We start from the raw sequence: 24,849 nt of genomic DNA, 5'->3' as shown, positions 1-24,849 counted from the left end.
CCGTTGCCGTACTCGTGATCGTTGATCAGTTGCATGGCCTCCTCCAGGCTGTTGACCCGGACGATGCACAGCACTGGCCCGAAGATCTCTTCCTTATAGATGCGCATCTGCGGGGTAACGCGGTCGAACAGGCAGCCACCGAGGAAGAAGCCGTCTTCATGACCGGCCACGCTCAGGCCACGACCGTCCACCACCAGTTGCGCACCTGCGGCCACGCCGTCTTCTACATAACCACTGACCTTGTCACGCGCCTGGGCGGTAACCAGCGGCCCCATGTCCAGGCCACAGGAAGTACCGGCACCAATCTTCAGCGCCTTGATCTGTGGCACCAGCTTGGCCACCAGGGCATCGGCCACCTGGTCGCCCACGCACACGGCTACCGAGATCGCCATGCAACGCTCACCACATGAACCGTAGGCCGCGCCCATCAACGCGCTGACGGCGTTATCCAGATCGGCATCCGGCATCAACACCGCGTGGTTCTTCGCCCCACCCAGAGCCTGAACGCGCTTGCCGCGCTTGGTGCCTTCGGCATAGATGTACTCGGCAATCGGCGTCGAACCGACAAAACTCAGCGCCTTGACTTCCGATGCCTCGATCAGCGCGTCCACCGCAGTTTTGTCACCGTGCACCACGTTCAGCACGCCCTTGGGCAGGCCGGCCTCATGTAGCAGTTCGGCAATCAGCAGGGTCGAGCTTGGGTCACGCTCAGAAGGCTTGAGGATGAAGCAGTTGCCACAGGCGATCGCCAGCGGATACATCCACAGCGGCACCATGGCCGGGAAGTTGAACGGGGTAATGCCGGCCACTACGCCCAGCGGCTGGAAGTCGGACCAGGCGTCGATGTTCGGGCCCACGTTACGGCTGTACTCGCCCTTGAGGATTTCCGGTGCGGCGCAGGCGTATTCGACGTTCTCGATACCGCGCTTCAATTCGCCAGCAGCATCTTCCAGGGTCTTGCCGTGCTCTTCACTGATCAGCTTGGCAATACGGGCTTCGTTCTGCTCCAGCAATTGCTTGAAGCGGAACATCACCTGGGCGCGCTTGGCCGGTGGCGTATTGCGCCAGGCCGGGAATGCCGACTTGGCCGAGTCGATGGCTTGCTGGATGGTTTCACGGCTGGCCAGCGGCACTTTATGGATCGCCTGACCGGTGGATGGGTTGAACACGTCAGCGCTGCGACCGTTGTCGCTTACCAGCTCACCGTGGATCAGGTGTTGAATCAGACTCATGCGGGGACTCCTGAAAGAGGGAAAGCGCAGGCGCGAAACACTTCGCGCCTGCTTCTATATAAGAGGGATCGAATCAGTCGAGCTTGCTCAGCACTTCGCCAACCGCGTCGAACAGACGATCGAGGTCTTGCGGCTTACTGTTGAAGGTTGGGCCGAACTGCAGGGTGTCGCCGCCGAAGCGCACATAGAAACCGGCTTTCCACAACGCCATGCCAGCCTCGAACGGACGCACGATGGCATCGCCATCACGGGGTGCAATCTGGATCGCGCCAGCCAGGCCGAAGTTACGGATGTCGATCACGTTCTTCGTGCCCTTGATGCCGTGCAGTGCATTCTCGAAATGCGGGGCAACCTCGGCCACGCTCTGGACCAGGTTTTCCTTCTGCAGCAGGTCCAGTGCCGCCAGGCCCGCAGCGCACGCCACCGGGTGAGCCGAGTAGGTGTAGCCGTGGGGGAATTCCACTGCGTACTCGGGTGTCGCCTGGTTCATGAAGGTCTGATAGATCTCGGAGCTGGCAATCACCGCGCCCATGGGGATCGCGCCGTTGGTGACCTGCTTGGCCACGCACATCAGATCCGGCGTCACGCCGAAGCTGTCAGCGCCGAACATGGCACCGGTACGGCCGAAGCCAGTGATCACTTCGTCGAACACCAGCAGGATGTTGTGCTGGTCGCAGATTTCCCGCAGGCGCTTGAGGTAACCCTGTGGCGGCACCAGCACGCCAGCCGAGCCGGCCATCGGCTCGACGAAGACTGCAGCGATATTGGAAGCATCGTGCAACTCGATCAGCTTCAGCAGCTCATCGGCCAGGGCAATACCGCCCTGCTCCGGCATGCCACGGGAAAACGCGTTACTGGCCAGCAACGTATGCGGCAGGTGGTCCACATCCATCATTGCCTGGCCGAACAGCTTACGGTTGCCGTTGACACCGCCCAGGCTGGTGCCGGCGATGTTCACCCCGTGATAGCCACGGGCACGGCCGATCATCTTGGTCTTGGTCGACTGGCCTTTCAGGCGCCAGTAGGCACGCACCATCTTCACTGCGGTATCGGCGCACTCGGAGCCGGAGTCGGTGAAGAACACGTGGTTCAGGTTGCCCGGGGTCAGGTCGGTGATTTTCTCTGCCAGTTGAAACGACAGCGGGTGACCGTATTGGAAGCCAGGGGAGTAATCCAGGGTGCCCAACTGCTTGGCGACCGCTTCCTGGATCTCCTTGCGCGAGTGACCGGCGCCGCAGGTCCACAGACCCGACAGCGAGTCATAGATCTTGCGGCCCTTGTCATCCACCAGCCAGCTGCCTTCGGCGCCGACGATCAGGCGCGGGTCACGCTGGAAGTTACGGTTGGCGGTGTAGGGCATCCAGTGAGCGTCGAGCTTGAGCTGGCTGGCCAGGGACTGAGGGGCGGTTTCCGGCATGTTCATGAGCAAAACCTCGCAAGGCAATGAAGCGGCGTAGGAATAAAAAGCGTTGTTGCAGCTAAGTTGCCACGGCTATAAAGTCGGTGAAATCCAACTTTAATAACCTTCAGTCTGGCATCCACTAAACTATGAGCAGCCGTCGAGCCGACCCGCTGGCGCAAGTCAGCGACTTTGATATCCGCCTGCTGCGGATCTTTCGCAGCGTGGTGGAGTGCGGTGGTTTCTCCGCCGCGGAAACCGTGCTCGGCATCGGCCGCTCGGCCATCAGCCAGCAGATGAGCGACCTGGAACAACGGGTCGGCCTGCGCCTGTGCCAGCGCGGGCGCGCCGGGTTCTCCCTGACCGAGGAGGGCCGCGAGGTCTATCAGTCGACCCTGCAACTGCTCAGTGCCCTGGAAAGCTTCCGTACCGAGGTCAACGGCCTGCACCGCCACCTGCGCGGCGAATTGATCATCGGCCTCACCGACAACCTGGTGACCCTGCCCCACATGCGCATCACCCACGCCCTGGCGCAATTGAAGGAGCGTGGCCCGGACGTGCAGATCCAGATCCGCATGATCGCCCCCAACGAAGTCGAGCAAGGGGTGCTCGACGGCCGCCTGCATGTCGGCGTGGTGCCCCAGGCCAGTGCCCTGCCCGGCCTGGAATACCAGCCGCTGTATGACGAGCGCTCGCTGCTGTACTGCGCAGTGGGCCACCCGCTGTTCTATGTGGATGACCGGCAACTGGACGACCTGCGCCTCAACGACCAGGACGCCATCGCCCCGACCTTTCGCCTGCCGGCCGAGATCCAGGCCCACTACCAGGCGCTGAATTGCACCGCCAGCGCATCCGACCGGGAAGGCATGGCCTTCCTGATTCTCACCGGCCGCTACATCGGCTACCTGCCGGACCACTACGCCAGCCTCTGGGTGCAGCAGGGCCGGTTGCGTGCCCTCAAGCCCAAGTCACGCTTCTACGACCTGAGCCTGGCATCGGTCACGCGCAAGGGTCGGCGCCCTCATTTGGTGCTCGAAAGCTTTCTGGAGAGCCTGGCGGCAACCCGCTAGAGCGTCTCCACTCACCAGCAAGGCCCGGTATTCAAAGGCCCGCACCGCAAAACAGAAAAAATAACCTGAGCACCTGGACAGCTTTTTGCAAAGACCTCGGCACCTTGAACCCTAGCCCGAGCTCCACGCCATGCAGCCAGATGCTTCCCGCCCCAGCGAACTGATCTACGGCCTCGACGACCGCCCGCAACCGCTGCCCGCGCTGCTGGCGGCCCTGCAGCATGTGCTGGCCAGCTTTGTCGGCATCATCACCCCCCCACTGGTGATTGGTTCGGCCCTGGGCCTTTCGGCGTACCTGCCGTACCTGATCAGCATGGCGCTGATGGTCTCCGGGGTCGGCACCTTTATCCAGGCCCGGCGCCCCTGGGGCATCGGGGCCGGCATGATCTGCCTGCAAGGCACCAGCTTCGCCTTCCTCGGCGCCGTACTGTCGGCGGGGTTCCTGGTCAAGCAACGGGGCGGCAGCCCGGAAGACATCCTGGCGATGATCTTCGGCGTGTGTTTCTTCGGCGCGCTGGTGCAGATCGTCCTTAGCCGCTTTATCGGGCGACTGCGCCGGGTGATCACCCCGTTGGTGACCGGCATCGTCATTACCCTGATCGGCATCAGCCTGATCAAGGTCGGCATCACCGACCTGGGCGGCGGCTTCAATGCCGCGGACTTCGGCGCCCCGGGCAATCTCGGCCTGGGCCTGCTGGTGCTGCTGACCATCATTCTGCTCAACCGCAGCAACACCCCGTGGGTGCGCCTCAGCGCCATCATCATCGGCCTGGCCCTGGGCAGCCTGGCGGCCTGGTTCAGCGGCAAGCTGGTGCCCCAGCCGCTGCCGGACCTGCCGTTGATCAGCCTGCCCCAGCCCTTCAGGTACGGCTTCAGTTTCGACTGGAGCGCCTTTATCCCCGTAGCCCTGATCTACCTGATCAGCACCCTGGAAACCGTGGGAGATCTGACCGCCAACTGCATGCTGGCGCGCCAGCCCATCAGCGGCCCTTCCTATATAAGCCGGCTCAAGGGCGGGGTCCTGGGGGACGGCGTCAGTTGCATGATCGCCGCCACCTTCAGCGCCTTCCCCAACACCACCTTCGCCCAGAACAACGGGGTGATTCAGTTGACCGGTGTGGCCAGCCGCTTCGTCGGCCTGTACATCGGCCTGATCCTGTTCTGCCTGGGCCTGTTCCCGCTGATCGGCGCGCTGCTGCAACAGATCCCCAAGCCGGTACTCGGCGGTGCCACCCTGGTGATGTTTGGCAGCGTCGCCGCAGCCGGGGTACGGATCCTCGCCCAGGCCCCGCTGGACCGGCGCAGCATGCTGATCATCGCCACTTCGTTCGGCGTCGGCCTGGGCATCGCCGCGCAACCGAACCTGCTGCACCTGCTGCCCAAGGTGGTGCAGAACCTGTTCGATTCGGCGATCACCAGCGGCGGCCTCACCGCCTTGCTGATGAGCCTGCTGTTGCCGGAAAGCAAGGGCGCGGCGAATGACGCAAATCCGATTCCGGAAAACGACACCCTGAGGGCCCACTGAGGCTTTTGTAGCGCCAAGGCTTGTCTGATCCACGTGGGTGCGCTATCAACGCACAGGTTGCACCCACAGACTTGCTCGGAAACCTCCATGACCTTTGAAGTCCCCGCCCACAGCGCTCCTCACCCCGGCAAACCCGCCAGCCGCATTCGGCAGAAGAATGAAGAGGCCATCCTCCAGGCCGCCGAGGACGAGTTCGCCCGTCACGGTTTCAAAGGCACCAGCATGAACACCATCGCGCAGAAGGCCGGCCTGCCCAAAGCCAACCTGCACTACTACTTCACCAACAAGCTGGGGCTGTACATCGCGGTGCTGAGCAACATCCTCGAACTCTGGGACAGCACCTTCAACACCCTCACCGCCGAAGATGATCCGGCCGAAGCCCTGACCCGCTACATCCGCGCCAAGATGGAATTCTCCCGCCGCCAGCCGCAAGCCTCGCGGATCTTCGCCATGGAGATCATCAGCGGTGGCGAGTGCCTGAGCGAGTATTTCAGCCAGGACTACCGCGCCTGGTTCCAGGGCCGCGCCGCGGTGTTCCAGGCCTGGATCGACGCCGGCAAGATGGACCCGGTAGACCCGGTGCACCTGATCTTCCTGCTGTGGGGCAGCACCCAGCACTATGCCGATTTCGCCACCCAGATCTGCCGCGTCACCGGGCGCACCCGGCTGACCAAGCAGGACATGGAAGACGCCGGCAACAACCTGATCCGCATCATCCTCAAAGGCTGTGGCCTGACACCTGCACTGAAAGACTGACCCCCATGCCCTTTACCCTGGCCGGCCTCTGCGAATACCGCGAGGAAATTCGCAAAAGCCGCTTCATCACCTTTGCCGCGCCCATCTGCAGCGCGGCCGAGGCCCAAGCCTTCATCCAGCAGTACAGCGACCTCAACGCTTCGCATAACTGCTGGGCGTGGAAACTCGCCGACCAGTACCGCAGCAACGACGACGGTGAACCCGGCGGCACCGCCGGGCGACCGATCCTCGCGGCCATCGAGGCCCAGGACTGCGACCAGGTGGCGGTGCTGGTGATCCGCTGGTACGGCGGCATCCAGCTGGGCACCGGCGGCCTGGCCCGGGCCTATGGCGGCGGCGCCAACAAGTGCCTGCAAGGCGCCGAGCGCATCGCCCTGGTCAACCGCGTACCGCTGCGTTGCGCCTGCAGCTTCAGCGAACTGGCGCTGGTCAAGCTGCGGGTTGCCGAACTGGGCGGGCTGCTGGTCCAGGAAGACTTCACCGCCAACGGCGTAGAGCTGCAACTGGCCCTGGGCGAAGAGCAGATCGATACCCTGCAGCAACAGCTGGCGGACCTCAGCCGCGGGCGCATCCTTTTGCAGCGCTGAAGGCACCAACCCGGCCCGGACCACCCTGTGCATAACCCGCAAGGGCCCCGGGCACTTGCCCACATCTACTGTGCACCCGACTGTGGATAAGCTGAGCACATAGCGCTGTAACCCTTCTGCAACGTGGCTTTGCGGGCTTTGTTCATTTTTTGTCCAAAGCGTCCCCAGGAAGCTTTTTTCCACAGCGAAACAGCCACTTAAGCCGGTTTATCGCAGTTCACGGGCAAGCCAGTGGTGCTGATGCCCAAGCGCCGCTCTTGCACACAATTACTGTGGAGCAAGCTGTGGATAACCCGTGCAAGGCTGCTCCAGCCCCTGATTGCGCAGGGTCTGCAGGCAACTGATCATTTTCTGCGCAACGGCCTGGGGACAAAAACAGCGCCTTTTCAAACACCTTGCCCCGAAGTGGTGCCAGGACCCTGGTCCTGTCAGCCAGGCAGGATGCCGCCCGGGAGCGCTTCACCGGCTTTCCTGACCCACTGGCCAGGAAATTGCTTTATCCACAGGCACAACTCCCAGAAGCCGAGCCTGTTATGTCCAATCACCCTGCACCCAGCAGCCAGGCACCACGCCTGCAACTGCGCCGGATCAGCAAACGCTATCCCGGCTGCCTGGCCAACGACGCCATCGACCTGAACATCGCTGCGGGTGAAATCCATGCGTTGCTGGGCGAAAACGGCGCCGGCAAAAGCACCTTGATGAAGATCATCTACGGGGTGGTCCAGGCCGATTCGGGGGAACTGCTCTGGCAAGGACGACGCCAGCTCATCGACAACCCGGCCCAGGCACGCAGCCTGGGGATCGGCATGGTGTTCCAGCATTTCTCGCTGTTCGAAACCCTCAGCGTGGCGCAGAACATTGCCCTGGCCATGGGCGCCGGCACCGGTACGCCGAGCCAGCTGGAAGGCAGAATCCGCGAGGTTTCCCAGCGTTACGGCATGGCCCTCGAACCCCAGCGCCTGGTGCACAGCCTGTCCATCGGCGAACGCCAGCGGGTGGAAATCGTCCGCTGCCTGATGCAGGACATCCGCCTGCTGATCCTCGACGAGCCGACCTCGGTCCTGACCCCGCAGGAGGCCGACGACCTGTTCGTCACCCTGCGCCGGCTGGCCGACGAAGGCTGCAGCATCCTGTTCATCAGCCACAAGCTCGCCGAGGTGCGCGCCCTGTGCCACAGCGCCACGGTGCTGCGCGCGGGCCGGGTGGCCGGGCACTGCAGGCCGGCGCAGTGCTCGGATCGCGAGCTGGCACGGCTGATGGTGGGGGACGCGGCGGCGATGATCACCGACTACCCGAAAGCCCGCGGCACGAACGACTTCCTGCGCCTGGACAACCTCAGCTGGGACAACCCCGATCCTTTCGGCTGCTCACTGAAGAACATCGACCTGCGCCTGCGCAGCGGCGAGATCGTCGGCATCGCCGGAGTCGCCGGCAATGGCCAGGACGAACTGCTGGCCCTGCTCAGCGGTGAACAGCGCCTGCCCCGTGGCGAAGCCGAACGTATCTGTTTCGCCGGCCAGGGGGTGGCTCATCTGTATCCCGACGCCCGACGCCAGCGCGGCCTGGCTTTCGTTCCCGCCGAACGCCTGGGCCACGGTGCGGTGCCGGAACTGAGCCTGGAGGACAACGCCCTGCTCAGCGCCTTTCAACAGGGCCTGGTGCGCCACGGGCTGATCCAGCGACGCAAAGTGCGGGAACTGGCCGAGCGCATCATCCAGCGTTTCGGGGTCAAGAGCGCCGGTTCCCAGAGCCCGGCCCGCAGCCTGTCCGGCGGCAACCTGCAGAAATTCATCCTGGGCCGCGAGATTCTCCAGCAGCCTCGCCTGCTGATCGCCGCGCACCCGACCTGGGGCGTGGATGTAGGGGCCGCCGCCACTATCCACCGCGCACTGATCGCCTTGCGCGATGCCGGCGCGGCGATCCTGGTGATCTCCGAAGACCTGGACGAGCTGTTCCAGATCAGCGACCGCCTCGCGGCCCTGTGCGCTGGACGCCTTTCGCCCCTCAAGGCCTGCGCCGACACCTCGCTGGTGGAGGTTGGCGGCTGGATGGCCGGCCACGCCGATTCCCTGCCCTCACCCGCTGCCCTGGCGATTTAACGGAGCTGTCCATGCTGCTTTCACTCGAACCCCGTGGCCGCCAGTCGCGGCTGATGCTCTGGTGCTCGCCACTGTTGGCGGCGCTGCTGACCCTGGGCTGCGGTTCCCTGCTGTTCATGGCCCTGGGGCATGACCCCTGGCTGACCTTGCACACCCTGCTGATCGCCCCGGTCAGCGACCTGTATGGCGTGTCCGAACTGCTGGTCAAGGCGCTACCTATCCTGCTCTGTGCCCTGGGCCTGGCGGTGGCCTACCAGGCGCGGGTGTGGAACATCGGCGCCGAGGGCCAGTTGCTGCTCGGGGCCCTGGTCGGTAGCGCCCTGGCGGTCAATCTCATCGAGCTGCAAAGCCGCTGGGCGCTGGTGCTGATCCTGCTTGCCGGAACCCTGGCCGGCGCCGCCTGGGCCGGGCTCACCGCCTGGTTGCGCACCCGCTTCAACGCCAACGAAATCCTCACCAGCATCATGCTCAACTACATTGCCCTGAACCTGTTGCTGTACTGCGTGCATGGCCCGTTGAAAGACCCCGCCGGGTTCAACTTTCCCGAATCGGCGATGTTCGGCGACGCCAGCCGCCTGCCGCTGCTGATGGAAGACGGCCGGGTCCACGCCGGGGTGTACTTCGCCCTGCTGGCCCTGGTGGCGGTCTGGGTGCTGCTGCAGAAAAGCTTTGTCGGCTTCCAGATCAGGGTGCTCGGCCTGGACCAGCGTGCCGCCGGCTTCGTCGGCTTTCGCCAGAAGCGCCTGGTCTGGCTGGCGCTGTTGACCAGCGGTGCGCTGGCAGGGCTGGCTGGGGTCTGCGAAGTCGCCGGCCCCATCGGCCAACTGGTGCCCCAGGTGTCTCCCGGCTACGGCTACGCGGCCATTACCGTGGCTTTTCTCGGCCGCCTGAACCCCATCGGCATTGTGTTTTCCAGCCTGCTGATGGCGTTGCTGTACATCGGTGGCGAGAGCGCGCAGATGAGCCTCAACCTGCCCCAGGCCATCACCCAGCTGTTCCAGGGAATGATGCTGTTCTTTCTCCTGGCCAGCGACGTGCTGATTCTCTATCGCCCGCGCCTGAACCTGCGTTGGGTGCGCCGTAACGCCAGCGCCACTGCTACCGCCGGAGCCCTGTGATGGATATCGATCTGCTGAGCAATATTCTCTACGCCATGGTGCGCTGCGGCACCCCTCTGCTGCTGGTGGCCCTGGGGGAACTGATCTGTGAAAAGAGCGGCGTCCTCAACCTGGGGCAGGAAGGCATGATGCTGTTCGGCGCGGTGATAGGTTTTATCGTCGCCCTCAACAGCGGCCATTTGTGGCTCGGGGTGCTGCTGGCGATGGCCGCCGAGATGCTGCTGGCGGCGCTGTTCGCACTGGTGGCCCTGGTGTTCACCGCGAACCAGGTGGCTACCGGGCTGGCGCTGACGATCTTCGGGGTCGGCCTGTCGAGCTTTGTCGGTGCGGCCTGGGTCGGCAAGCCCCTGGTCGGCTTCGAACCGCTGGCGCTGCCGCTGCTGAGCGAAATCCCGCTGATCGGCCGCATGCTGTTCGCCCAGGATTTGCTGGTGTACCTGTCCTTCACCCTGTTCGCCCTGGTGGCCTGGGTGGTTCTCAAAAGCCGGGTCGGCCTGATCATCCAGGCCGTCGGCGAGAACCCCGACGCCGCCAGCGCCATGGGCCTGCCGGTGCTGCGGGTGCGCACGCTCGCGGTGCTATTCGGCGGCGCCATGGCGGGGCTGGCCGGGGCCTACCTGTCCCTGGCCTACACCCCGATGTGGGCCGAGAACATGAGCGCCGGACGCGGCTGGATCGCCCTGGCGCTGGTGGTGTTCGCCAGCTGGCGAGTGTGGCGGCTGCTGCTCGGCGCCTACCTGTTCGGCCTGGCGAGCATCCTGCACCTGGTGGCCCAGGGCCTGGGCCTGGCGATTCCTTCCAACCTGCTGGCGATGCTGCCCTATGCCGCGACCATCCTGGTGCTGGTGCTGCTATCCCGGGATGCCTTGCGCACCCGGCTGTATGCACCGGTGTCCCTCGGCCAGCCGTGGCAGTCGGGACACTAGATGACTGCCGGGGCCTGACCGGCAGTCGCTCGCACCGGCAGCAACTGGGCCACGCACCAGGCCAGCTCGAAGAACAGGATCACCCCGATCAATGCCGTGGCTCCGTGGGCCAGGGCATAGACCTGCCAGGTGGCGAAGAGGATGCGCCCCACCGCGTCATAGCGGCCGAACGCCTGCTGCGGGTCACGAATACGCAGTACTGACCACACGCAGATGATCGAGCCCATCAGGTTGGCCATCAGCATGTGCATGGGTTCGAAAACCGGCAGTGCTCCCGGCAGGTTGAGGGCCTGGACCGTGTCCTGCAGCAGCCCGTGCAGGGCCATGAAACTCCAGGGGGTGGCGAAGGCCAAAGTCACCAGCAAGTCGTACCAGCCGCTGGCCCGGACCAGTTTTCGATACTGTTTGGTGGTCCACATAGATGTCGCTCCATCGATTCAAGGAGCGCGCAGGCTAAAGCCTGGAGTATGCTCCAGGGTCAAGCCCTTTCGAGCCCCATGCTTGCGCATCGGAGAACCGGGCCAGTTGCGCCCCGAGCTGCAACTGCGACTGGGACAAGCCTGTCCATTGAATCCGTGATCCTCACTTATCAAGGAACCTCATCATGTCCACGGCAAAAACCGCACTGATCATCGGCGCCTCCCGGGGCCTGGGCCTCGGCCTGGTCCAGCGCCTGCTGGAAGACGGCTGGCAGGTCACCGCCACCGTGCGCAACCCGCACAAGGCCGAGGCGCTGCAAGCCCTGGGCAAGGTGCAGATCGAGCAACTGGACATGGACGATCAGCAAGCGGTGATTGCCCTGAGCCAGAAGCTCAAGGACCAGGTGTTCGACCTGCTGTTCGTCAACGCCGGGGTCAAGGGCCCGGACAACCAGTTGCCGGGGCAGGCGACCCTGGCCGAAGTCGGCCAGCTGTTCTTCACCAACGCCGTGGCGCCGATCAACCTGGCCCAGCGCTTTGTCGGGCAGATCCGCAAGGACAGCGGCGTGCTGGCGTTCATGAGTTCGGTGCTGGGCAGCGTGACCATGCCCGACGCGCCGGAGCTGGCCCTGTACAAGGCCAGCAAGGCCGCACTGAACTCCATGACCAACAGCTTCGTGACCCAGTTGGGGCAGAAGCTCACCGTGCTTTCGCTGCACCCGGGCTGGGTGAAGACCGACATGGGCGGCGAAGGCGCCGATATCGATGTGCAGACCAGCACCCGCGGGCTGATCGCCCAGGTCAATGCCTACACCGGCAAGGGCGGTCATCACTTCGTCAACTACAAAGGCGAAACCATCCCCTGGTAAGGCCGCGGCTGCCCCGGGCAGCCCTTGCACAGGCCAGCGAAGGCTCTGGAACGGGGGGCAAAATGCAAGTTTTGTCCCCTGGCAAATCTTTCGCTAGACTGCGCACCTCGCCCCTTGCGGCGACCCTGGATCAGCAGACAGGGCATCACTGAGCTGGCTAACCTGAACCCACTTTCAGAGGAGCCGGCAACCATGCCTGCGATCCGTACCTGGTTAAAAAATCCCCTGGCCATCTTCACCGGCAATGCCCTCGACGCCCGTGGCGGCCTGGTGCTGCAAGACGGCCTGATCGTTGAAGTGCTGGGCCTCGGCCAGCAACCTGCAAGCCCCTGCCAGCAGGTCTTCGATGCCCGCGAGCACGTGCTGCTGCCGGGCCTGATCAACACCCACCATCACTTCTATCAAACCCTGACCCGCGCCTGGGCGCCGGTGGTCAACCAGCCGCTGTTCCCCTGGCTCAAGACCCTGTACCCGGTCTGGGCCCGGCTGACCCCGGAAAAACTCGCCCTGGCGACCAAAGTGGCACTGGCCGAACTGCTGCTCTCCGGCTGCACCACCGCCGCCGACCATCACTATCTGTTCCCGGACGGCCTGGAAAACGCCATCGACGTGCAAGTCGAAACCGTGCGTGAACTGGGCATGCGCGCCATGCTCACCCGCGGCTCGATGAGCCTTGGCGAAAAGGACGGCGGCCTGCCACCGCAACAGACTGTGCAGGAAGGCCAGGTGATTCTCGACGACAGTCAGCGCCTGATTCACGAGTACCACGAGCGTGGCGACGGTGCGCAGATCCAGATCGCCCTGGCACCGTGCTCGCCGTTCTCGGTGACCCCGGAAATCATGTCGGCCAGCGCCGAACTGGCCAACGGGCTCGATGTGCGCCTGCACACTCACCTGGCCGAGACCCTCGACGAAGAAGACTTCTGCCTGCAGCGTTTCGGCCTGCGCACGGTGGATTATCTGGACAGCGTCGGCTGGCTCGGTCCGCGTACCTGGCTGGCCCACGGCATCCACTTCAACCCGGATGAGATCGCCCGCCTCGGCCAGGCCGGTACCGGCATCTGCCATTGCCCGAGTTCGAACATGCGCCTGGCGTCCGGCATCTGCCCCAGCATCGAGCTGACCGATGCAGGGGCGCTGTTCGGCTTGGGCGTGGACGGTTCGGCGTCCAATGACGCCTCGAACATGATCCTCGAAGCGCGTCAGGCGCTGTACATCCAGCGCCTGCGTTACGGCGCCGAAAAGATCACCCCGGAGCGTGTACTGGGCTGGGCGACCCAGGGGTCGGCAAGCCTGTTGGGCCGTACCGACATCGGCGAACTGGCGGTAGGCAAGCAGGCAGACCTGGCGTTGTTCAAGCTCGATGAACTGCGTTTCTCGGGTAGCCATGATCCGGTTTCAGCGCTGCTGTTGTGCGCCGCGGATCGAGCGGACCGGGTCATGATTGGCGGCAAGTGGCGGGTGATTGATGGCCAGGTCGAAGGGCTGGATCTGAAAAACCTGATCGCCGATCACAGCCAGGCGGCCCGGCAACTGATCGCCGGCACCTGATCTTTGGCGCCCACGGCGAGGGAGCGTATCCCTCGCCTGTGCGTTGAACGGTATCAGAGGGAGGAAACATGTTAGTTTGCCGCCCTCATCCGAACCGTTATAGGGACATTACGTGAAACAAAAGTACGGACTGGCGCTCTGCGTCGCGCTGCTGATTTCAGGCTGCGAGAAACAGGAGGTTGCTGGCCCGCCCAGTAACGTGCTGTCAGCTGAAAAAGTGGCAGAAATTGCGTCGACCATCAGCCGTAAATACCCGAATCTGTCCCCACAAAACCGCGAGGCCGTACTTAACACAGTGGTCCGCTCGCTGGACAACATGGTGCTGATTGAGGGGGGCGAATTCCAGATGGGTGATTTCGGCTGGCCCCGTGGCTTCGACCCACAGGCCTTGTGCCAATGGCCCTGTGGCGTGGCCCCGGAAAAAATGGAGCGGATCAGCCTCGAGGTCGATGACGACTTCGTTCATCCGGTCAAATTGAGCAGCTATTACCTGTCCTCGTTGCAAACCACCCTGGGCGATTTCGATCTGTTCTTCCTCGCGCAAGGCAAGCCGCCGTTCGACGCGAAACTGCGCGAACTCGCCGAGATGAAGCACCTTTACCAGGCAAACCTGCCCGCCCCGGCGTCTAAAGAATGGCAAGAAGCCAAGGATTATTGCGGCTGGCTGGCAGAACTCAGCGGCTATCCCGTCGATCTACCCACCGAGGCCCAATGGGAATATGCGGCGCGCAACCGCGGCCAACCGGTGATGTTCGCCACCGACAATGGCAATCTGGATTACGGCCGCAACTTCCCGGCCCCTGACGACAACGAAACCTTCGCCGTGGACAGGTTTGTGCCTAACCCGCTGGGCCTCTACAACCTCACCGGCAACGCCAGTGAATGGGTCAACGATTGGTACGATAAACACTACTATCGCGAGTCTCCCGTGGAGAACCCGCAAGGGCCTGAAACAGGCATTTATCGGGCGCAACGGGGCGCCAACAACGTAAATGCCAACGACCCGACCTTTTCGCCCTCGGCCAGCACCGTGCGTCGTTGGAGTTGGGGGGCACTCGCGGCCTGGAATGCCCCCGGGGTCAGCTTTCGCTGCGCTATCCAGTCGGCGCAACCCCTTTAAAGACCGAGCAGCGACAGCATGATGAAGGTCGCAAACAGCACGAAGTGAGTCATGCCTTCTATGGCATTGGTTTCACCATCGTTGAGGTTGATCGCGCTGACGATCAGGGTGATGAACACCATCACCGTCTGCACCGGAGTCATGGCCATCTGGAAGGGCTGGCCGGTGTACAAGGCCATGGCCTCCATCACCGGCACCGTGAGGATCACCGTCGACAGGGAAGCGCCCAGGGCCACGTTGACCACCGACTGCATGCGGTTGGCCAGGGCGGCGCGCAGGGCGGTCAGGATTTCCGGCGCGGCGGAAATCGCCGCCACCAGGATCGCCGTGATCACCGGCGGTGCGCCCGTGCCTTCCAGGCCCAGGTCCAGGGTCTTGGACATCACCTCGGCCAGGGCGCCGATTACCACCACCCCGAACACCAGGATGCCGATGCTCCAGGCCAGGTTGATGGCATGGGGCTGTTCCTGGGCCTCTTTATTGCGGCGTTTTTCCGGGTAGCTGTAGCTGAAGAAATAGCTGTGCGGCCCGACCTGCATGCGCAGGAACAGGGTATAGAGCACCACCATGGCGCCGATGGTGAAGGCCGAGTAGACCTTCCAGTCGGCCTCGGGGATGAACTCCGGCACCACCATCGACACGCCCATGGCGGTGAGGATCATCACGCTGTAGGTACGCGCCGAGTCGTCGTTGTAGGGCTGCTCGCCATGCTTGATGCCGCCCATCAGTGCGGCCAGGCCGAGGATGCCGTTGATGTCCAGCATCACCGCCGAGTAGATGGTGTCGCGCACCAGGGTCGGCGAGGCTTCGTTGCTCATCATGATCGCCAGGATCACCACTTCCACCAGCACCGCGGCCAGGGTCAGGATCATGGTGCCGTAGGGGTCGCCGACCTTTTCCGCCAGCAGTTCAGCGTGGTGGGCGACGCGCATCGAAGCCATGACGATAAAGCCGATCAGCACCAGCCCGGCGCTCAGGGCGATGCCCTGGCCACTGCCCAGCAACAGGTGTTCAAGCGGATAGGCAGCCACGGCGGCCAGCAGCGCAAGCAGTAGAAACTTTTCTTGCTTGAGGGAATTGAGCATTGCAGTCCTTTGACGGGAATAAAAACGAGTACAGGAGATGACTGAAAGACTGCACCAAGTCACTAACGTTTCGTTACATGTTAGTGCACCAGCCCCAGGCGCCGCGCACCGGGTTGGTTCTTGAAAAGCCCTTCGCCGGCAAGCAGCCTCCTGCATTCCAGCCCCGTAGAAGCTGGCTTGCCAGCGAAAAGCGCGCCCCAAAGCCCCCGTAGAAACCGCCTCGCCGGCGCAATGGCCATCTTTGTTGTCCTGTTGGTCAGCTATTTGCATTGCCCTCCAGTGCTTGCCGCCCCAGCCCCCCACAACAAGATGGAGCTCCCATTCATGCATACACGCCCGTTGCACAAGTTGCTCTGCACCCTGGCCGCCGCCATCGGCCTGAGTGCCAGCCTTACCGCCAGCGCCGCCGATCCGCTGAAGGTCGGTTTCGTCTACATCGGCCCCATAGGCGATCACGGCTGGACCTATCAGCATGAACAGGGGCGCAAGGCCCTGGTGGAAAAATTCGGCGACCAGATCAAGACCAACTACGTGGAGAACGTAGCCGAAGGCGCCGACGCCGAGCGGGTGATCCGCAACATGGCCAAGGACAACTACGACCTGATCTTCACCACCTCCTTCGGCTACATGAACCCCACGCTGAAGGTTGCCAGGCAGTTCCCCAAGGTGACCTTCGAACACGCCACCGGCTACAAGCAGGACAAGAACCTCGGCACCTACCTGGCGCGCACCTACGAGGGCCGCTATGTGGGTGGTTTCCTCGCGGCGAAGATGACCAAGAGCAAGAAGATCGGCTACGTCGCCTCCTTCCCCATTCCGGAGGTGATCCGCGACATCAACGCCATCCAGCTGGCCTTGAACAAATACAACCCGGGCACCGAGATCAAGGTGGTGTGGGTCAACTCCTGGTTCGATCCGGGCAAGGAAGCCGACGCCGCCAATGCCCTGATCGACCAGGGCGCCGACGTGATCTTCCAGCACACCGACAGCCCGGCGCCGATCCAGGCCGCGGAACGGCGTGGCGTGTACGCGGTGGGCTATGCCTCGGACATGGCCCACTTCGGCCCCAAGGCGGTGCTGACCTCCATCGTCAACAACTGGGGCCCGCACTACATCCAGGCCACCCAGGGGGTGATGGACCACAGTTGGAAACCCCAGGACTACTGGGGTGGGCTGAAAGAGGGTACGGTTGAACTGCCCCTCAGCGACCTGCTGCCGGCCCCGGTGAAAACCGAGGCCGAACAGATCATCGCCAGCATCAAGAGCGGCGAGTTCCACCCGTTCACCGGCCCGATCAAGGACCAGGCCGGGGTCGAAAAAATCGCCGCGGGGGTCAGCGCCAGCAATGCCGAACTGGCCTCGATGAACTACTACGTCGAAGGCCTGAAGGCGGACATCCCCAAATAATCTGGCCGTCGCTGTCGGAGCATCCGCCAGCGACGACGGACCGCCAACAGGATGGGAGCACTTTCATGAATCAACTGCCGATCATCGATATCAGCCCGCTGTATCAGGATGAGCAGCAAGGCTGGGACAGTGTCGCCAAGCAGATCGACCGCGCCTGTCGAGAATGGGGCTTCTTCTACATCAAGGGTCACCCGATCAGTGCACAACGCATCGAGCAATTGCTGAGCACGGCCAAGCACTTCTTCGCCCTGCCCAGTGTTGAAAAACTCAAGATCGATATCACCCAGAGCCGTCACCATCGCGGCTACGGCGCCATCGCCACCGAGCAGCTGGACCCAAGCAAGCCCAGCGACCTCAAGGAAACTTTCGACATGGGCCTGCACCTGCCGGCCGAGCACCCGGACGTGCTGGCGGAAAAACCCCTGCGCGGGCCCAACCGCCACCCTGACCTGCCCGGCTGGCAAGCCCTGATGGAGCAGCACTACCAGGACATGCAGGCCCTGGCCCAGACCCTGCTGCGGGCCATGACCCTGGCCCTGGGCATCGAACGTGATTTCTTCGACCGCCGCTTCCAGGACCCGGTGAGCGTGCTGCGGATGATCCACTATCCGCCGCGCCACACCGCCAGCAGCGCAGAGCAGCAAGGCGCCGGCGCCCACACCGACTACGGCTGCATCACCCTGCTCTACCAGGACGCCGCTGGCGGCTTGCAGGTGCGCAACGTCAAGGGCCAGTGGATCGACGCCCCGCCCATCGACGGCAGCTTCGTGGTCAACCTCGGCGACATGATGGCGCGCTGGAGCAACGACCGTTACCTGTCGACCCCGCACCGGGTCATCAGCCCGCTGGGGGTGGACCGCTACTCGATGCCGTTCTTCGCCGAGCCGCACCCGGACACCCGCATCGAATGCCTGCCCGGCTGCCAGGACGCGGAGCACCCGGCCAAGTACCCGGTGACCACCTGCGCCCAATTCCTGCTCTCGCGCTTTGCCGATACCTACGCCTACCGCCGGGAGCTGGAGCAGGCCTGACCGCCCCCCCCGGTCAGGTTTTGCCGAACATTTGCGCCGCCAGATGTAGAATGGCGGCTTTTTCGGGCCCGGTGAAAACCTGGCGAAAGCCGCAAGCCACAGCCAGTTCCCCACAGAAGGGCACGGCCCCGGCAGCGCATCACTCTCGCAGCGCCCGCCTGCACCTGATGAGACGACACCATGTATGACTGGCTGAACGCCTTGCCCAAGGCCGAGTTGCACCTGCACCTGGAAGGTTCCCTGGAACCGGAACTGCTGTTCGCCCTGGCCGAACGCAACAAGATCGCCCTGCCCTGGAGCGACGTCGAGACCCTGCGCAAGGCCTACGCCTTCAACAACCTGCAGGAATTCCTCGACCTGTACTACCAGGGCGCCGACGTGCTGCGCACCTCCCAGGACTTCTACGACCTGACCTGGGCCTACCTGCTGCGCTGCAAAGAACAGAACGTGATCCACACCGAACCCTTCTTCGACCCGCAGACCCACACCGACCGTGGCGTGCCGTTCGAAGTGGTGCTCAACGGCATCGCCAGCGCACTCAAAGATGGCGAGCAGCAACTGGGCATCACCAGCGGCCTGATCCTCAGTTTCCTGCGCCACTTGAGCGAAGAAGAGGCGCAGAAAACCCTCGACCAGGCGCTGCCGTTTCGCGATGCATTCGTCGCCGTGGGCCTGGACAGTTCGGAAATGGGCCACCCGCCGAGCAAGTTCCAGCGGGTATTCGACCGCGCGCGCAGCGAAGGCTTCCTGACCGTCGCCCACGCCGGTGAAGAAGGCCCGCCGGAGTACATCTGGGAAGCCCTGGACCTGTTGAAGATCCAGCGCATCGACCACGGTGTACGTGCCTTCGAAGACGAGCGGCTGATGCAGCGGATCATCGACGAGCAGATCCCGCTGACTGTGTGCCCGCTGTCCAACACCAAGCTCTGCGTGTTCGACCACATGTCCCAGCACAACATCCTGCAAATGCTGGAGCGCGGAGTGAAGGTCACGGTCAACTCCGATGACCCGGCCTACTTCGGCGGCTACGTCACCGAGAACTTCCACGCCCTGCACACCGACCTGGGCATGACCCAGGACCAGGCCCGGCGCCTGGCGCAGAACAGCCTGGATGCACGGCTGGTCAAGCCGTAACGGCCTTCGCCGGCCAGCCGGCTCCTACACGAACCTGTAGGAGCCGGCTGGCCGGCGAACAGGTCCCCCCCGTCTCTATCAGCTCCCCGCCTCGCTCAACTCCTCCAGGGTCTTGCCCCGGGTTTCCATCCCGAACAGCCAGACCACCCCCGCGGCAATCACGAAGCACGCCGCCCCCAGGGCGAATACGCCGCCCTGCCCGGTCAACGGAAACACCAGCCCGGTCACCAGCGGCCCCAACAGCGAACCGATGCGCCCCACCGCCGAAGCGAACCCCGAGCCCGTAGCCCGGGCCGACGTCGGGTACAACTCAGGGGTATAGGTGTAGAGCACCGCCCACATGCCGAACAGGAAAAACTGCATCAGCAGCCCGGTGCCGATCAGCAGGCTGACGTTGCCGCCAAAGACCGCACTCTGCCCGTAGAAGAAGGCCATGACCCCGCCGCCGAGCAAGGTCACGATGCACACCGGCTTGCGCCCCCAGCGCTCCACCAGCCAGGCCGCCATGAGGAACCCGGGAATCCCGCCCAGGGAAATCAGCACCGTGTAGTACACCGACTGGGTCACCGCAAAACCGGACTGCTGGAGCAAGGCGCTGAGCCAGGACGTCAGGCCGTAGAAGCCCAGCAGGGCGAAGAACCACAGGCTCCAGATCATCATCGTGCGCTGGCGATAGAGCGGCGACCAGATCTGCTTCAGTGCCGAGAAAAAGTGCCCCGGCGCACTGTCGATACGCGGCAGGTGCAGCGGCTCCGGCAATTGCGCCGTGCCCAGGGAAGCGCGCACCTTGTCTTCGATGCCACACAGCACCCGATCCGCATCGGCGTGGCGCCCGGCCTGTTCCAGCCAGCGCGGTGACTCGGGAATGAAGAAGCGGATCACCAGCACGAACACCGCCGGTACTGCCAGCACCAGGAAGATGTCACGCCAGCCGATCAGCGGCAGGAGGAAATACGAGAGCACCCCGGCGGCGACGAAACCCAGGGGCCAGAAGCCATCCATCAGGGCGATGTAGCGCCCGCGACGCTGGGCCGGAATCATCTCCGAGAGCATCGACTGGGCGATGGGAAACTCCATGCCCATGCCGATCCCCAACAACACCCGGAACAGGGTCAGGCTGTCCACGCTCTGGGCGGTGGAACACAGGTAACTGGCCACGCCCCAGAGCACGATGCTCCACTGGAACACCGGCTTGCGCCCATAGCGGTCGGCAAGCATGCCCGACAGCGAGGCGCCCAGCACCATGCCGAAGAAACTGGAGCTGGCCAGCAGGCCGGCCTGGGCCGAACTCAGGCCAAACTCGGTTTTGATCGAGCCGAGGAGGAAAGTCATCATCGCCAGGTCCATGGAGTCGAAGAAAAACGCCAGGGCGATGATGATGAAGATCACCCGGTGATAGCCGCTGATGGGTAGCCGTTCCAGGCGCTCTGCGGCGCTGTATTCCTGTATGCCCATGCCCGTTCCCCCGGTTGAATGCTTGACCGCCCGAGTGTGCGGGATCGAGGCCGGGGCTGATTGCCGAGGGCGACCTGTTCGCGTCCACCAGCGACGCCGAGGGCACGGTGCCCAGGCTCGCCGGCAAGCCGGCTCCTATCGCGGGCGTTGCGCGCTGATCTGCGCGCAACGCTCCTGGAGCAGGTCACGCAGTAGTTTCACCGGTTTGCTCAGGTGCGCCCGGTGGGTGCACAGCAGGTTCAGCGACGCGCCTTCGCAGCGCAGTTCCGGCAGCAGTATCTGCAGGCGGCCGGCCAGCACATCGGCGGCCACATCCAGCCAGGACTTGTAGGCAATCCCCTCACCGGCCACGGCCCAGCGCCGCACCACATCGGCGTCGTCGCTCAGGCGGTCACCACTGACGGTGAGGCTCACCTCGCGCTTGCCGTCATGAAAGCTCCAGAGGTCATGAGCCCGGCTGTCGAGCATGTACAACAGGCAGTTGTGCTGGGCCAGTTGCTCCAGCTGGCGCGGCTCGCCGTAGCGGGCCAGATAACTGGGGGCGGCGCACAGCACCCGGCGGTTGTCCGGAGCCACTGGCAGCGCCACCAGGCTGGAGTCCTCCGGTTCGCCGTAACGCAGGGCAATGTCCACCGGCTGGCGGAACAGGTCGGCAATCCGGTCCCCCAGCAGCAAGCGCACGCTGAGCTTGGGATGTTCACGCTGGAACTCGTCGAGCCAGGGCAACAGCAGATTGCGGCCAAAATCCGAAGGGGCAGAAAGCTGCAACACGCCACTGACCTGATCCTGACCGCTGGCCAGCAGGCGCCGGCCTTCATCCAGGTTGCTCAAGGCCGCCCGGGCGTATTCGAGAAAGCCCTCGCCCTCCGCGGTGAGCCGCAGGCTGCGGGTGGAACGGGCCAGCAGCCGTGCGCCCAGGTGTTCCTCGATGCGCTTGAGGGCAGCACTGGCCACCGCAGGCGAAAGGTCCATGACCCGGGCCGCCGCCGACAGGCTGCCCAGGTCTGCGGCACGCACGAACAACTGCAGGTCATCGAATCGCAGCATGAGGCTTTCCTGGATTATCAAAAAAATATTGAAAGAGCCTGCTCTTTTAGCCGGTTTTATCCTCGGGAGAAATAGCCAATCATCCCTCCCATCGCCTAGCACCTGAGGAAGCCCACATGTCCCAAGCCTTCACCGCGATTGCCACCCTGATCGCCAAGCCCCAGCAGCAAGACGTTCTCAAGCGCGAGCTCAGCGCCCTGGTCTCGCCCAGCCGTGAGGAAAGCGGTTGCCAGTACTACGAGCTGCACCAGGATGCCGAGCAACCGGGCACCTTCTACGTGCTGGAGCGCTGGGACGATGAAGCAGCCCTTGAGTTTCACAACAACACCGCGCACTTCCGGCATTTCCTCCATCAGACCCGCGAGGCGATCGAGCACTTCGAGCTCAAGCGCCTGCAGTTGATTGTCTGAGCCTTTTTTCCCTACTCATCATCAGGAACTCAACATGAAAGCCATCGCCTATTACGCTTCCCTGCCCATCGACGATCCCAAGTCCCTGCAAGACATCGAGCTGCCCGAGCCCGTGGCCGGCCCTCGCGATCTGCTGGTGGAAGTCAGGGCCATCTCGGTCAACCCGGTGGACACCAAGGTGCGCCAGAACGTCCAGCCCGAAGGTGGCGCGGCCAAGGTGCTGGGTTGGGACGTGGCCGGGGTGGTCAAGGCCGTGGGCAGCGACGTCAGCCTGTTCAAGGTCGGTGACCGGGTGTTCTACGCCGGCTCCATCGCCCGGGCCGGCGGCAACAGTGAGCTGCACACTGTGGATGAACGGATCGTCGGCCACATGCCCAAGAGCCTGGGCTTCGCCGCGGCCGCCGCCCTGCCGCTGACCGCGATCACCGCCTGGGAGCTGCTGTTCGAACGCCTGCAGATCAGCCAGGAGCCGGCTGACAAAGGCCAGAGCCTGCTGATCGTCGGCGCTGCCGGCGGGGTTGGTTCGATCCTCACCCAGCTGGCCCGTCAGCTCACCGGCCTCAAGGTGATCGGCAGTGCCTCTCGCGAACAGACCCAGGCCTGGGTCCGCGAGCTGGGCGCCCATGCGGTGGTGGACCATAGCCAGCCACTGAGCGCCGAACTCCAGCGCATTGGCGCAGGCCAGGTGACCCACGTCGCCAGCCTGACCCAGACCGATGCCCACCTCGACCAACTGGTGGAAGCCCTGGCACCCCAGGGCAAGCTGGCGCTGATCGACGATCCGAAAAGCCTCGACGTGACCAAGCTCAAGCGCAAGAGCCTGTCGTTGCACTGGGAGTTCATGTACACCCGTTCGCTGTTCGAAACCGCCGACATGCAAGAGCAGCACGTGCTGCTCAACCGGGTCGCCGAACTGATTGACGCCGGCACCTTGAAGACCACGGTGGGTGAGCACTTCGGCCAGATCAACGCAGCCAACCTGCGCCGCGCCCACGCCCTGCTGGAGAGCGGCAAGGCTCGCGGCAAGATCGTCCTCGAAGGTTTCTGAGGCGTTAACGAACGGCAGCCGGCACCGGTAAAAGGTGCTGGCTGCCGTCAGTCCGAGAGTTGATTCCGGTCATATTTGTGACCGTATTCGGGTCTACACTGGGGGCCCTTGCAGCGCAGTCTTTTACCGTTAGGAGGTCAGCAATGAAGATCCTGATAAAAGAATTGGCACACCCCCAGGGCTCTCAATGGCAGGTGCGGCTCGACCAGCATGTGGTGACGTTCCGCAGCGAGGCCGAAGCCCGGGCCTTCACCCAGACCCTGCAAAGCCGCCTGCAAGCCCCCCACCCGATTCCCCAGAGCCAGCGCGCCACCGGCTGACTCAGAGCTCGGCAGCCTTCAGCGCCCGGGCATTCTGCAAGCGCCGGGTCATGACCGCCATGCTCACCGCCAGCACACCGCACAGGCTGATGACCATGGCCATCGGCATGGCGCTGCCGTCATGCAGCACACCCACCAGGTACGCCGCCCCTGCCGCCACGCTGAATTGCAGGCAACCGAGCATCGCCGAGGCGCTGCCGGCCCGTGCGCCCTGACCATTCATGGCGCAGGCTGCGGCATTGGGAATGATGCAGCCCAGGCTGGCGATACACACGAACAACGGCAGCAGCAGCGGCCAGAGCGCACTGGTGTGCAAGGCGCTGACGCCGAGCAGGGTCAGGCCCGCTGCCAGGTAGATCCACACGGTGCGCGCCAGCAGGAACGCCGGGCCACGCTTGGCCAGCAGGCGCGCATTGATCTGCGCCACCAGGATGAAGCCCCCGGCATTGATCCCGAAGAACCAGCCGAAGTGCTCCGCTGGCACGCCATAGAGCTTGATGAAGACAAAGGGCGAACCGGCAATGTAGGAAAACATCCCGGCAATGGCGATCCCGCCGGTCAAGGCGTGGCCGAGAAATACCCGGTCCGACAGCAGCAGGCCATATTGGCGCAACGCCCCGGACAGAGGCAGACGCGGGCGGGTGGCCGGCATGCTTTCCGGCAGGCCCAGGGCCACTGCCAGCCCGGACAGTGCACTGAACACCGTGAGCATGATGAAGATCGACTGCCAGCCGTAGAGGTTGACCAGCAGGCCGCCCAGCATTGGCGCCAGGATCGGGGCCAGGCCCATCACCAGCATCAGTTGGGAGAAGACCTTGGCCGAACCCACCGCATCGCACTTGTCGCTGACCACGGCCCGGGAAATCACCATCCCGGCGCATCCGCCCAGGGCCTGGACAAAGCGTGCGCCGATCAGCCATTCCAGGTTCGGCGCATAGGCGCAGGCCAGGGAGGCCAGCGTGAACAGGCCCACCCCCGCCAGCAGCGGCAGGCGCCGGCCAAAACGATCGGCCACCGGGCCATAGGCCAACTGGCCGATGGACAGGCCGAGGAAGTAGGCGGCCAGGGTCAGCTGAACGTGTTTTTCATCGGTGCCGAAAGCCAGGGCCATCGAGGGGAAGGCCGGCAAGTAGAAGTCGATGGCCAGCGGGCCGAAAGCGCTCAGAGCGCCGAGAATCAGGATTGTGCGGAGGTTCATGGCATCCAAACGAGCGTTGGTCAGCGGTCGCACAGTCTAGCCG

At 63.9% G+C, this 24,849-nt stretch carries 23 protein-coding genes (1 of these 23 only partly in view); 16 read left to right on the top strand and 7 right to left on the bottom strand.

Going from position 1 to position 24,849, the window contains the following annotated elements:
* Together KI242_RS03765 and KI242_RS03760 are read right to left on the bottom strand one after the other, a co-directional pair.
* A protein-coding gene (locus KI242_RS03765; RefSeq protein WP_212805909.1) for a CoA-acylating methylmalonate-semialdehyde dehydrogenase crosses the window boundary here: on the bottom strand, positions 1 to 1,232 show its 5' portion. It extends 262 nt beyond the left edge of the window; the window shows 1,232 of its 1,494 coding nt (coding positions 1-1,232); it begins with the start codon at positions 1,230 to 1,232; its stop codon lies beyond the left edge, outside the window.
* Positions 1,233 to 1,305: 73 nt separating this feature from the next.
* On the bottom strand, positions 1,306 to 2,655 hold the full coding sequence (locus KI242_RS03760) for an aspartate aminotransferase family protein (RefSeq protein WP_015634038.1): 1,350 nt from the start codon (positions 2,653 to 2,655) through the stop codon (positions 1,306 to 1,308).
* A gap of 125 nt (positions 2,656 to 2,780) precedes the next feature.
* Between KI242_RS03760 and KI242_RS03755 the strand changes: the two genes are divergently transcribed.
* The 7 genes from KI242_RS03755 to KI242_RS03725 all read left to right on the top strand — a co-directional run bounded on the left by KI242_RS03755 (position 2,781) and on the right by KI242_RS03725 (position 10,712).
* Complete coding sequence (locus KI242_RS03755; RefSeq protein ID WP_123473034.1) at positions 2,781 to 3,701, top strand: LysR family transcriptional regulator; 921 nt, start codon at positions 2,781 to 2,783, stop codon at positions 3,699 to 3,701.
* Between the two features lie 130 nt (positions 3,702 to 3,831).
* Positions 3,832 to 5,226 (top strand): nucleobase:cation symporter-2 family protein, encoded by a 1,395-nt coding sequence (locus KI242_RS03750; RefSeq protein WP_123431174.1) that lies wholly within the window; start codon positions 3,832 to 3,834, stop codon positions 5,224 to 5,226.
* Between the two features lie 87 nt (positions 5,227 to 5,313).
* Complete coding sequence (locus tag KI242_RS03745; RefSeq protein ID WP_011059099.1) at positions 5,314 to 5,982, top strand: TetR/AcrR family transcriptional regulator; 669 nt, start codon at positions 5,314 to 5,316, stop codon at positions 5,980 to 5,982.
* A gap of 5 nt (positions 5,983 to 5,987) precedes the next feature.
* A complete protein-coding gene (locus KI242_RS03740; protein ID WP_015634036.1) occupies positions 5,988 to 6,569 on the top strand; it encodes a YigZ family protein in 582 nt (193 codons plus the stop codon).
* A gap of 533 nt (positions 6,570 to 7,102) precedes the next feature.
* On the top strand, positions 7,103 to 8,668 hold the full coding sequence (locus tag KI242_RS03735) for an ABC transporter ATP-binding protein (protein ID WP_053156217.1): 1,566 nt from the start codon (positions 7,103 to 7,105) through the stop codon (positions 8,666 to 8,668).
* Positions 8,669 to 8,679: 11 nt separating this feature from the next.
* On the top strand, positions 8,680 to 9,786 hold the full coding sequence (locus tag KI242_RS03730) for an ABC transporter permease (RefSeq protein ID WP_041115784.1): 1,107 nt from the start codon (positions 8,680 to 8,682) through the stop codon (positions 9,784 to 9,786).
* The gene (locus KI242_RS03725) at positions 9,786 to 10,712 is read left to right on the top strand and encodes an ABC transporter permease (RefSeq protein WP_212805908.1); all 927 of its coding nucleotides are present in this window, start codon (positions 9,786 to 9,788) and stop codon (positions 10,710 to 10,712) included. Before KI242_RS03730 ends, KI242_RS03725 begins: the two co-directional genes overlap by 1 nt.
* On the opposite strand, the gene KI242_RS03720 is transcribed toward KI242_RS03725, so the two are convergent.
* Positions 10,709 to 11,131 (bottom strand): hypothetical protein, encoded by a 423-nt coding sequence (locus tag KI242_RS03720; RefSeq protein ID WP_041115780.1) that lies wholly within the window; start codon positions 11,129 to 11,131, stop codon positions 10,709 to 10,711. The two genes, KI242_RS03725 and KI242_RS03720, sit on opposite strands and share 4 nt — an antisense overlap.
* 185 nt (positions 11,132 to 11,316) lie before the next feature.
* Here KI242_RS03720 and KI242_RS03715 point away from each other — a divergent pair, with 185 nt between their 5' ends.
* The 3 genes from KI242_RS03715 to KI242_RS03705 all read left to right on the top strand — a co-directional run bounded on the left by KI242_RS03715 (position 11,317) and on the right by KI242_RS03705 (position 14,671).
* Entirely contained in the window at positions 11,317 to 12,000 is a 684-nt protein-coding gene (locus KI242_RS03715; RefSeq protein WP_011059094.1) for an SDR family oxidoreductase, read from the top strand.
* Positions 12,001 to 12,192: 192 nt separating this feature from the next.
* On the top strand, positions 12,193 to 13,551 hold the full coding sequence (locus tag KI242_RS03710; RefSeq protein ID WP_194237374.1) for an 8-oxoguanine deaminase: 1,359 nt from the start codon (positions 12,193 to 12,195) through the stop codon (positions 13,549 to 13,551).
* Positions 13,552 to 13,663: 112 nt separating this feature from the next.
* Entirely contained in the window at positions 13,664 to 14,671 is a 1,008-nt protein-coding gene (locus KI242_RS03705; protein WP_232644101.1) for an SUMF1/EgtB/PvdO family nonheme iron enzyme, read from the top strand.
* Here KI242_RS03705 and KI242_RS03700 read toward each other — a convergent pair.
* Positions 14,668 to 15,756 carry a calcium:proton antiporter gene (locus KI242_RS03700; RefSeq protein WP_019092793.1) on the bottom strand — a complete coding sequence of 363 codons (1,089 nt, stop codon included), beginning with the start codon at positions 15,754 to 15,756 and terminating at the stop codon, positions 14,668 to 14,670. The genes KI242_RS03705 and KI242_RS03700 overlap by 4 nt on opposite strands.
* Positions 15,757 to 16,080: 324 nt before the next feature.
* Here KI242_RS03700 and KI242_RS03695 point away from each other — a divergent pair, with 324 nt between their 5' ends.
* The 3 genes from KI242_RS03695 to KI242_RS03685 all read left to right on the top strand — a co-directional run bounded on the left by KI242_RS03695 (position 16,081) and on the right by KI242_RS03685 (position 19,328).
* Entirely contained in the window at positions 16,081 to 17,163 is a 1,083-nt protein-coding gene (locus KI242_RS03695; protein WP_011059090.1) for a BMP family ABC transporter substrate-binding protein, read from the top strand.
* Between the two features lie 65 nt (positions 17,164 to 17,228).
* Entirely contained in the window at positions 17,229 to 18,194 is a 966-nt protein-coding gene (locus tag KI242_RS03690; RefSeq protein WP_015634027.1) for a 2-oxoglutarate and iron-dependent oxygenase domain-containing protein, read from the top strand.
* 180 nt (positions 18,195 to 18,374) lie between these two features.
* Positions 18,375 to 19,328, top strand: a complete 954-nt coding sequence (locus KI242_RS03685; RefSeq protein WP_011059088.1) for an adenosine deaminase — start codon at positions 18,375 to 18,377, stop codon at positions 19,326 to 19,328.
* 78 nt (positions 19,329 to 19,406) lie between these two features.
* On the opposite strand, the gene KI242_RS03680 is transcribed toward KI242_RS03685, so the two are convergent.
* Both KI242_RS03680 and KI242_RS03675 read right to left on the bottom strand, forming a co-directional pair.
* Complete coding sequence (locus KI242_RS03680; protein WP_011059087.1) at positions 19,407 to 20,783, bottom strand: MFS transporter; 1,377 nt, start codon at positions 20,781 to 20,783, stop codon at positions 19,407 to 19,409.
* 135 nt (positions 20,784 to 20,918) lie between these two features.
* Positions 20,919 to 21,830: a LysR family transcriptional regulator gene (locus KI242_RS03675; RefSeq protein ID WP_015634026.1), complete on the bottom strand. Its 912-nt coding sequence runs from the start codon at positions 21,828 to 21,830 to the stop codon at positions 20,919 to 20,921.
* 116 nt (positions 21,831 to 21,946) lie between these two features.
* Here KI242_RS03675 and KI242_RS03670 point away from each other — a divergent pair, with 116 nt between their 5' ends.
* The 3 genes from KI242_RS03670 (at position 21,947) to KI242_RS03660 (ending at position 23,608) form a co-directional block, all read left to right on the top strand.
* Entirely contained in the window at positions 21,947 to 22,240 is a 294-nt protein-coding gene (locus tag KI242_RS03670) for a putative quinol monooxygenase (RefSeq protein WP_015634025.1), read from the top strand.
* 34 nt (positions 22,241 to 22,274) lie between these two features.
* A complete protein-coding gene (locus KI242_RS03665) occupies positions 22,275 to 23,288 on the top strand; it encodes a zinc-binding alcohol dehydrogenase family protein (RefSeq protein ID WP_041115764.1) in 1,014 nt (337 codons plus the stop codon).
* Positions 23,289 to 23,431: 143 nt separating this feature from the next.
* The gene (locus KI242_RS03660; protein WP_015634024.1) at positions 23,432 to 23,608 is read left to right on the top strand and encodes a hypothetical protein; all 177 of its coding nucleotides are present in this window, start codon (positions 23,432 to 23,434) and stop codon (positions 23,606 to 23,608) included.
* A gap of 1 nt (position 23,609) precedes the next feature.
* Here KI242_RS03660 and KI242_RS03655 read toward each other — a convergent pair whose 3' ends face one another.
* The gene (locus tag KI242_RS03655) at positions 23,610 to 24,806 is read right to left on the bottom strand and encodes a multidrug effflux MFS transporter (protein ID WP_011059082.1); all 1,197 of its coding nucleotides are present in this window, start codon (positions 24,804 to 24,806) and stop codon (positions 23,610 to 23,612) included.
* Positions 24,807 to 24,849 lie beyond the last annotated feature (43 nt).

Source organism: Pseudomonas sp. Eqa60 (assembly GCF_018326405.1).
Taxonomy (GTDB): Bacteria; Pseudomonadota; Gammaproteobacteria; order Pseudomonadales; family Pseudomonadaceae; genus Aquipseudomonas; species Aquipseudomonas protegens.
Note: the sequence above shows the minus strand (reverse complement) of the source record. Positions and strands in the feature narration are given on the sequence as shown.